This window comes from bacterium (Candidatus Blackallbacteria) CG13_big_fil_rev_8_21_14_2_50_49_14 (genome assembly GCA_002783405.1).
GTDB lineage: Bacteria > Cyanobacteriota > Sericytochromatia > UBA7694 > UBA7694.
This window is the reverse complement of the sequence record PFGG01000001.1, coordinates 1-7,385: the sequence shown is the minus strand read 5'-3', so window position 1 is coordinate 7,385 and position 7,385 is coordinate 1. Positions and strand designations below refer to the sequence as shown.

9 protein-coding genes are annotated in these 7,385 nt (G+C 52.3%); 1 reads left to right on the top strand and 8 read right to left on the bottom strand.

Going from position 1 to position 7,385, the window contains the following annotated elements:
- Nucleotides 1-140: 140 nt before the first annotated feature.
- Nucleotides 141-1,310 carry a hypothetical protein gene (locus tag COW20_00045; protein ID PIW51197.1) on the top strand — a complete coding sequence of 390 codons (1,170 nt, stop codon included), beginning with the start codon at nucleotides 141-143 and terminating at the stop codon, nucleotides 1,308-1,310.
- Between the two features lie 149 nt (nucleotides 1,311-1,459).
- Here COW20_00045 and COW20_00040 read toward each other — a convergent pair whose 3' ends face one another.
- The 8 genes from COW20_00040 to COW20_00005 all read right to left on the bottom strand — a co-directional run.
- Nucleotides 1,460-1,876: a hypothetical protein gene (locus COW20_00040; protein PIW51196.1), complete on the bottom strand. Its 417-nt coding sequence runs from the start codon at nucleotides 1,874-1,876 to the stop codon at nucleotides 1,460-1,462.
- Nucleotides 1,869-2,363 carry a ribonuclease HI gene (locus COW20_00035; GenBank protein PIW51198.1) on the bottom strand — a complete coding sequence of 165 codons (495 nt, stop codon included), beginning with the start codon at nucleotides 2,361-2,363 and terminating at the stop codon, nucleotides 1,869-1,871. The genes COW20_00040 and COW20_00035 overlap by 8 nt, the downstream gene beginning before the upstream one ends.
- Nucleotides 2,364-2,838: 475 nt before the next feature.
- Nucleotides 2,839-3,141, bottom strand: a complete 303-nt coding sequence (locus tag COW20_00030; GenBank protein PIW51195.1) for a hypothetical protein — start codon at nucleotides 3,139-3,141, stop codon at nucleotides 2,839-2,841.
- Nucleotides 3,142-3,273: 132 nt separating this feature from the next.
- Nucleotides 3,274-5,082: a hypothetical protein gene (locus COW20_00025; protein ID PIW51194.1), complete on the bottom strand. Its 1,809-nt coding sequence runs from the start codon at nucleotides 5,080-5,082 to the stop codon at nucleotides 3,274-3,276.
- Nucleotides 5,082-5,789 carry a 3'-5' exonuclease gene (locus tag COW20_00020; GenBank protein ID PIW51193.1) on the bottom strand — a complete coding sequence of 236 codons (708 nt, stop codon included), beginning with the start codon at nucleotides 5,787-5,789 and terminating at the stop codon, nucleotides 5,082-5,084. The genes COW20_00025 and COW20_00020 overlap by 1 nt, the downstream gene beginning before the upstream one ends.
- Nucleotides 5,690-6,142, bottom strand: coding sequence for a hypothetical protein (locus tag COW20_00015; GenBank protein ID PIW51192.1), 453 nt, complete (start codon nucleotides 6,140-6,142; stop codon nucleotides 5,690-5,692). Before COW20_00015 ends, COW20_00020 begins: the two co-directional genes overlap by 100 nt.
- Nucleotides 6,142-6,816, bottom strand: coding sequence for a hypothetical protein (locus tag COW20_00010; protein ID PIW51191.1), 675 nt, complete (start codon nucleotides 6,814-6,816; stop codon nucleotides 6,142-6,144). Before COW20_00010 ends, COW20_00015 begins: the two co-directional genes overlap by 1 nt.
- Nucleotides 6,817-6,818: 2 nt before the next feature.
- On the bottom strand, nucleotides 6,819-7,385 hold a 567-nt coding region (locus COW20_00005), incomplete at its 5' end, for a hypothetical protein (protein ID PIW51190.1).

Sequence of the window (7,385 nt, the reverse complement as noted above, 5' to 3'; positions counted from 1 at the left end):
CACCCTGCCTGAGCATACCCGTACTTCGAATTACTATTATAATTACAGCTTTATGGTGCTGACACACTAACAGTTTGTGTTTGAGCCTTGTTGTGATATCAGTCTCAAACTGTTTTGCGTGAATTGTATAGTATTCTCGCATGAGTAAAATTTTGGGTATAGATATCGCTCGCTTTACGAACGTTGCCGCGCTGGAATCACGGGGCTCAAAGCCATTCTATTTCAGCAACACACCCCAGGGCTTTCAGGCATTGTTGAGCTGGTCTGAAATGCAAGGTGTGACGGGGTACTGTCTTGAGCCTACGGGCCATTATCACCGACCGCTGGCCACCTGGCTCAGCCGCAAAGGCAAGCCCGTTTATCTGGTTCCCTGCAATGCGGTTAAAAATGAGTCGGCATCACTGGGAAGAACGCACCTTAAAAGCGATGAGTTTGACGCTAGAATGCTGGCCAATATTGGCGCAGACCCCAGAAAGATAATCCGTTTTCAAGAGCAGCCAGATTTGTATCTCCATTTGCGCCAGATTTCCGAGCTTTACCGGCGGGTGACTGTTGAGCGTCAAACCGCTTTTAACCGGCTGCATCGGGCAATAGATTTGACCTGGCCAGAGCTGAAAAACATTCTCAAGCTCAAGCAGGTGGGGGCCATCAGGTTTCTCTCTCAATTCCCCAGTCCAGCAAGTGTTTTACAATTGAGCGAAGAGGCTTTCTGCGAGAGCTTAAAAGGCGTGTTTGGGTACCGGGGAACGCCAGAGCGCAAGGCGGCGCTTTATGCCTCGGCCAAGGTCCAGGCTGAAAACGATTCTCAGTTGATGACGGGAGGAGAGGTCGCGGCTTTGGTGCGTTTGATTCAGCGCACCCGTGAACAGCTTTTGGAACTCAAAGCGCAGATGCAGGCCGCTATCCTTCGGATTGATTACGGGCATTTGCTTTTGGATATTCCAGCCATGGGAGAGGTCTGTATTTCCTCCATACTTGGTGAGCTGGGGGACTTGCGCGGGTACAGTCACAAGGCCCAGGTGCTCAAAATGGCGGGGCTCAATTTGATTGTTAAAAGTTCGGGCAAGAAAATTGGCAGGGCCCGCATCTCGCGGCAGGGCCGGACTCAAGTTCGTTTCTTACTGTTTCGGGCCGCTGTCAATTGTGCCCGAAAAAACAGCCCCCTATATCCCTACTTTGCCAGCAAAGGCACAGGAAATAAAGCCATCACTGCGTGCTCTCGCAAGCTGCTTCGCATAGCGTTTGCGGTAGCGCGTGACGGTCAGCCGTTCTGCGCGGAACGGTTGAGGACCGCTGAAAGGTCGGTGTAATTGTTGCCCAAGAGGCCCTTTTTATAATTGCCAAAGCGGTCCAGTTCGCAAAAAGCCCCCGGATTAAACCGGGGGTCTTTTGCTTTTTGAGGGTGCAAATAGAGATTTGGTGCACCAAATTTAGAATTTAGTCCACCAAATTCCTTTCGTCAGTAGCTCGAAAATCCGCAATCCTGACAATCACCCCCGCCTCTGTTTACGCCCGAATTGTGGCAACCGTAGCAGAAAGGGAGCTCTCCCCCTTCTTGCTCATCCCTGCTCTTCTGCAGGGCCTCCAATTCTTTTCTGAGTCGCTCGTTCTCAGCACTCAATTCCTCAAGCAAGGGAATTGCATTATTCCTGAGAGCAGTTATCAGCTTTGCGTCTGCATATTGCCGGTCTGAATAATCATCGCTATAAATAATGTTGCAAATAGACGGCCCTGTGTCAGGACATGTTTGCGCTTGCGCCTCGATTCGATTCGGTTGATATTCGCAATTTGTCCACGGCCCCGGCGTTGCTCTCGATTCGATTTTTTTCAGGCGCTCGATTGCAACCCTGTTTAAGATTGTTCTTTCTTCAGACATTCGCCAATTCTCCTTTTTGTCTTTCCTTCTCTGCTCTCGACTGAATACCCGCCAATTCATCAACCCGCTCATTTTCTGGCTGCCCATTGTGGCCCCTGACCCACTGGGCTTTGACCTCGTGCTTCTGGCAGAGCTGGTGAACCTGCTCCCACAGCTCACGATTTTTGACATCGCCGGTCGTGGTTCTCCATCCATTGCGAACCCATTTGTTCAGATACTGGGAGATGCCATCAACCACGTATTTGCTGTCACTGTAGAGCTTGACTTTACACGGCTTTCGCAGCGCTTCAAGGCCTTTGATAACAGCCGTTAATTCGGCCTGGTTATTCGTTGCTGAGACCATGGGGCCCGACAGTTCTTTTCTGGTTCCATCAGCCCCAATCAAGAGCGCTGCCCAGCCGCCCGGACCTGGCTGCCCGATATTTGAGCCATCGGTATAGATGACCACTTTGGCGCGAGCAGGGGGAGTGACGGGCTTGGGCTTCATGGCTTCGTATGGGTCCAGGCCAGCGAGCAGCGCATCACGTTCGCGCCCGTGCATACCCTTAATCTCCCTTACCATTGAATCAATCTCTTCGAGCGTGAGCCGGTGCTCAGCTGGCGCTTTAATCAGCTTCTCTGCCCAGGCAATTGCATCGGCCTCTTCTTTAAAATTAGAAGCCTCGGCTGGTACACCGCTTTTGAAGAAAAAACGAATCGACCAGCGACGGTTAAAGGGGTTTTGGTCAAGGTAATATTCAACCCCGTCAATCTCCCCATCAGGTGAGGGCTTGGTTAAAATAGGGCTGTCCTGCACGCGCTCTTGGGGCTGGCGCTTGTGCTGCTTGCGCGTGGGGCACGTCTCCCAGTGCGAGCCGAGCTTTTTATCCCAGAGCCCGCTTATTTCGCGGTGGCCATCGACGGGCATGGATTTGCCGTTTTCGGTTTTGAGCCAGGTGATGGGGGCTTTGCATGATGAACATTTAGCAGCCATTGGGGCAGTCCTCCCCGACCGGGTAAACGGTCTCGCAATCGAAGCAGGAATATCTCATGCCCAGGGCCCCGCATATTTTCTCGTCATCCTCCCAGTAGGGTTCAATCGCTCCTTCTCTCAGGGCGACATCTCCGGACGGAAAACGACGAGCCCGTGCATCGACATAATCCAAATCACCATAAAAGCTGCGACTTGCCGCGAAATAGCGGGCTTTACTTGATGTTTCAGCAAAGATGAGTTGCGTGAACCCCTCAAAGGCGTCCCGAACAAGAAAGGCCTTGAGTCTAGCCATGGCCCGGCCTCCCCGCTGTCGCCCATGCGGCGTAAGCAAATTTTGCCGCCTCATAGGAGTGGTAGGGGCTGGATGTGTAACCATCCCAGTGAAAGTGCCAATAGCCCAGGCGGCCCTGGTAGAAGTCGGGGTTCATGATTGGCCCCCTTTGGCCTGGCCAAGAGTCTTTTCAATCTCAGCAAGCCGTTCTTCCCAGCGCCAGGTCACGGGGATAATCGTTGAGCCAATTTCTTCATTTAGAGCCCCAAGCTCACGACGCATCGCGTCAATAGAGACCTGTTTTCTCCCCAGCATTGCATCCAGGGATGCTGAATACCCGTGCATGCAAATCCGGTTGATTTCGTTTGTAGCCGCATCAATTGCAGCCTTCAAATCAGATGCTTGTTTAACCAGGCCACGCTTGCGGTCAACTTCTCTCAGCTTTAAGCGCAGGTCTTGGGCTTCCAGTTCGAGCCCTTGCACATCGATTTCGGGCTCGGGTGTCAATTCGGGCTCTTGGCCAGTGGCATCTTTGAAAATATCCCGCCACATCCAAAGCTCTGGCACTCCGTAGGTCACGCCATAGCCGACGCCCCCGCACCACTGGTACCACCAATCCCCTTTTTCAGCGCAGACCAGTTGATGGCGCGGCTGTTTTTTGCAGCGCCAAATGTGGTGATTCATGCTCTTGATTGCATTGGGAAAAAGGCCGGCATATTCTAGCTCTTCTTGGCCTTTACAGTAAAAGCACACTGGCTTATTGATGCCCAGTCCGGGGTGTGAGCGGCCCAGCGGTTTGCCCAGAATCACTTTTGCGGCGGGTTCTGGGGCTGTGACACTTGGGGACGAAACGGGTGTGCTATTGGGCTGGCTTTCTTCGGCCTCTTCTTTGTCAATCCGCGCCAAAATCTCCAGCGTACGCTCAACATGCCGATTAACCACTTTTCCCGACTCTAAAAAAACCTGTTTTCTGGATTGTTCATCCTCGATATTGCCGGTTTTTTCTCCCCGCAGGTCAAAGGCCAGCAAAATAAGTTCTTTTTGGCGCTCGTTAAATTCGCCTTTGAAATAATTGCCGAGCATGTCTGGCAGTGGCCCGGAAAAACCGCCAGTATGATTTGACCAATTCATTCCTGAGTAGGTAATTTTGAGCAAGTGTTTGGGGTTTTTGGAACAATCAAAGCCGACTTCAATATCGGATGTGTATCTAAAACGCATCTTTGAGCTGCAGAAATCGCAAACCCATTCATGCTCTGCGAACGTTTGCAGGCGGCTGACCTCGGGTGTTTGTTTAGAACAAACAGGGGCCGGGGTGTTATCTGTTTGCTCCGGCTCAGGCAGAGAGGCGGTGGCTGTCTCAGCCAGACCCTTTTGCAGCAAAAGGGTCTGGCTTTCTGCCTGCCTGTGCACCAGATGCGGAGCGATGCAGCGATAGACAACACCCTCCTCGGCCTCTTCAGCGACCAGGTACCCGCCATTTTTCGCATTGACTTTGACGGCCTTATATAGCCGCTTCCATTCTGCCCGCAGGGCTTTCAGCTCTTTGCTGCGCTCTTTGCCGATTTGGCGGGCGTCCTCCATACCTTTGACCAGTTTGCCCATTTCATCGAACTCAGGAGGCAAGAGGTGAATCCAGTCTTCGCGCTTTGCGCCGGGGGACAGGACGGCCAAAATTTTGCCCTTGTGGTGCTTGGGCTTTGGCAATGTCGCCCCTGTCACCCAGGTCACGGTATGTCCAATCATGCGCTCATGCCCCTGCTTTTGATTCAGAGCCAGGGTGTCGAGCACGGATTCAATTACCCGCTCGAACTCGGCGGGGTTTTCAGTCACGATTGGAGCAGATTGAAGCAGGGGTTTGGCCAATGCCCAGCGGTCAGCTTTCAGGTTTTTGGGCTTGCGGTGGTCAAGCAGTTCGGGCAGGCGCTCAGCTGGGGTTAAAAAATCGTTGAGTGAGAGTTGCATTAGATTGCCAAGACCCCCATTTCTACCAGCTCAAAGAAGCAATAGGTCAGGGAGGCCATGTCTCGCATTGCATCATGAGCCCCTTCAAATTCGTGGTCAAACAGCTTTTTGTGAAGCTCTTGAAGCCGGGGCCATTTGTATTTTTGACCCCGATACCGCTGTGCAGAGCCTGCAGGGATAGCACAGAAGTTGATAACCTCGGGGGCTTTCATTGTGCAAATCTCAATTGCGCCGGTCGGCACTTCGAGACCCAGCCGGGTGTATTCCGCGGTTAGAACTGGCCAGTCGAATTCGAGGTTATGGGCAACAATGTAATCAGCCTGGCTATAAACGTAGGCAAACGTGTCGAGAGCGTAGGCGATGGGTACACCCTCAGTTTCAGCCCGCTCCATGGAGATGCCGGTCAGGTTCGTGATTTTTGGGGGTATAGTCCAGCCGTCTGGCTTGATTACCCAGTCCCCGCATTTGAGAGAGTCTTTGGGGCTTTCGGCGGTGGTCAGAGCATACGCAAGCTGGATGCATCTTGGCCAGTTGTCGGTATCGGTTCCGGGCTTGGTGTAATCAGCGTGCAGCCCATTGGTTTCGGTGTCGATAAAAAGAAATTTTTTCACGCTGCTTGTTCCTGTTCTTTGCGTTGTTTTTCTGCGCGGGCTTCGTCTTCGGCAAAGCGGGCCGATTCGATATCTCGGCGGTACTGAATAATCCAGGCGCCAAGGTCATGTTCAAAAATGGGGAGGCCAAAATATTTGGCAAAGCGCTTGATGTCCTTCCCGGCAATCTGGCCAGGGTGGCAGTCGCAGGGGACAAAGAAGCACTGGCGCACGTCTCTTTTTTCGCAAACCGCGATATCATCCATGGTCACGCCCAGGCAATCCCCGTCTGCAACCCATTCAGGAAAGACAGCTAGAAATCGGGTGTCTAAGCAGTAATGGCATTCATAGCTTTTGCTGTGAGGGCTTGAATTCTTGGCGGATTTCATCAGGTCAGAAACCGCTTCAAGTCGCTTAGAATGGGTCATGCTGTCGAGTTCTGGCATAACAATTTGTTTTAAGCTCAGCATTACAGTGCCCTCCGCGCCATCAATTTGGCGAAGTCAACCACGGGGGCTTGCTCGCGCTGTGCCTTGGCATAGGCGTGCCAGTTTCCATCTTCTGGCTCGGGTAAAACCTTGATAGTCCGATGAAGCTCATCGGAGATATCTGCTTGACCTGGTTTGAGCTGAATGATGGTTTTGCCGTCCATACCGGGCAGCTCAACACGGGGAGTTGTTACGCGCTGAACAATATTCCGGGCCTGGTTTTGGGCGCGGATGGTCTTGAGAGCATCGCGAAACTGGGCGCGAATGGCAGGTAGCATATCTGTCTCGCACTCAAAGACGGCGCGAAGGCCCCCGACAGATTGGCAGGCCTGGCGGATTTCTGGGCTTGAAAATTCAACCGTGCTATCTGGCTGCACGCAAGCTTGTGATAGGGCCTGAACTTCCTGCCAGGCATCTGCCCAGCTTGATTCTGAAGCTTGGCTCTGAAATTCGCGGATATCACCGGGGCGGGGTTTGCGGTTGAATTGGCTGCCCCAGGTCTTGATGAAATGCACCGTGGCGGCCTGCACCATTTCGTCGCTGATGTCATCCAGAGCTAGAGCCCAAGTTTCGAGCGCGGCTTCTGTTATTTCGGGCATGTTGAAGGCGATTGAAAAGCGTTCGAGCATTTTGGTAATCGTTTCGATACTTGCCATGTTCAGGCCTCCAATCCGTGTTTTTGTCGGTATTCGCGAAGGAATTTAATATTTTTTTCAGTCGTCGTCATGGGCCTTGATTGCTGTTCTGGCGCAATGATGGTTTGCTCATCGGTCCAGCGCAAGCCATTGAGCCATGTTGCCGGATGGGGAATGAACTGCCCCCCGTCTTTGGTCCACTGGGGATTGTTGGCTTTATTCCAGCCCAAGGAATGCATGATTTGCCCCTTGGTTTCTGGGTTTGGCTTAATCTTGTCCCAGGCCCGAACGGCATTTTGGCGGCCTACTTTGCGCGGATGTTGGGCCCAGAATTCGCGAAACCCTTCGGGGTCGTGTTTGGGCAACGGAGCAAAAGCGCCAGGGGCATCAGTGCTCCCGGAACTTTTTGGCAAATCTTTCAAAGCCGGTTGTTTGGGAAGGGGGGATTCTGGTTTTGAAACCTCAACCGAATCAGAAAAGAATTTTTCTTCCGCGCTCAATTCCCCTTGGGGGATATAGGGGGTTTTAAATTCTTCTTCTGAGTAATCTTCTGAAGTATTCTTCTGGTAGTCTTCTGAGTAATCTTCTGT

What these genes read in the sequence shown, in the direction of transcription:
- COW20_00045 (PIW51197.1), top strand. Translation starts at nt 141, where the DNA reads ATGAGTAAAATTTTGGGTATAGATATCGCTCGCTTTACGAACGTTGCC.
- COW20_00040 (PIW51196.1), bottom strand. Translation starts at nt 1,876, where the DNA reads ATGTCTGAAGAAAGAACAATCTTAAACAGGGTTGCAATCGAGCGCCTG.
- COW20_00035 (PIW51198.1), bottom strand. Translation starts at nt 2,363, where the DNA reads ATGAAGCCCAAGCCCGTCACTCCCCCTGCTCGCGCCAAAGTGGTCATC.
- COW20_00030 (PIW51195.1), bottom strand. Translation starts at nt 3,141, where the DNA reads ATGGCTAGACTCAAGGCCTTTCTTGTTCGGGACGCCTTTGAGGGGTTC.
- COW20_00025 (PIW51194.1), bottom strand. Translation starts at nt 5,082, where the DNA reads ATGCAACTCTCACTCAACGATTTTTTAACCCCAGCTGAGCGCCTGCCC.
- COW20_00015 (PIW51192.1), bottom strand. Translation starts at nt 6,142, where the DNA reads ATGCTGAGCTTAAAACAAATTGTTATGCCAGAACTCGACAGCATGACC.
- COW20_00010 (PIW51191.1), bottom strand. Translation starts at nt 6,816, where the DNA reads ATGGCAAGTATCGAAACGATTACCAAAATGCTCGAACGCTTTTCAATC.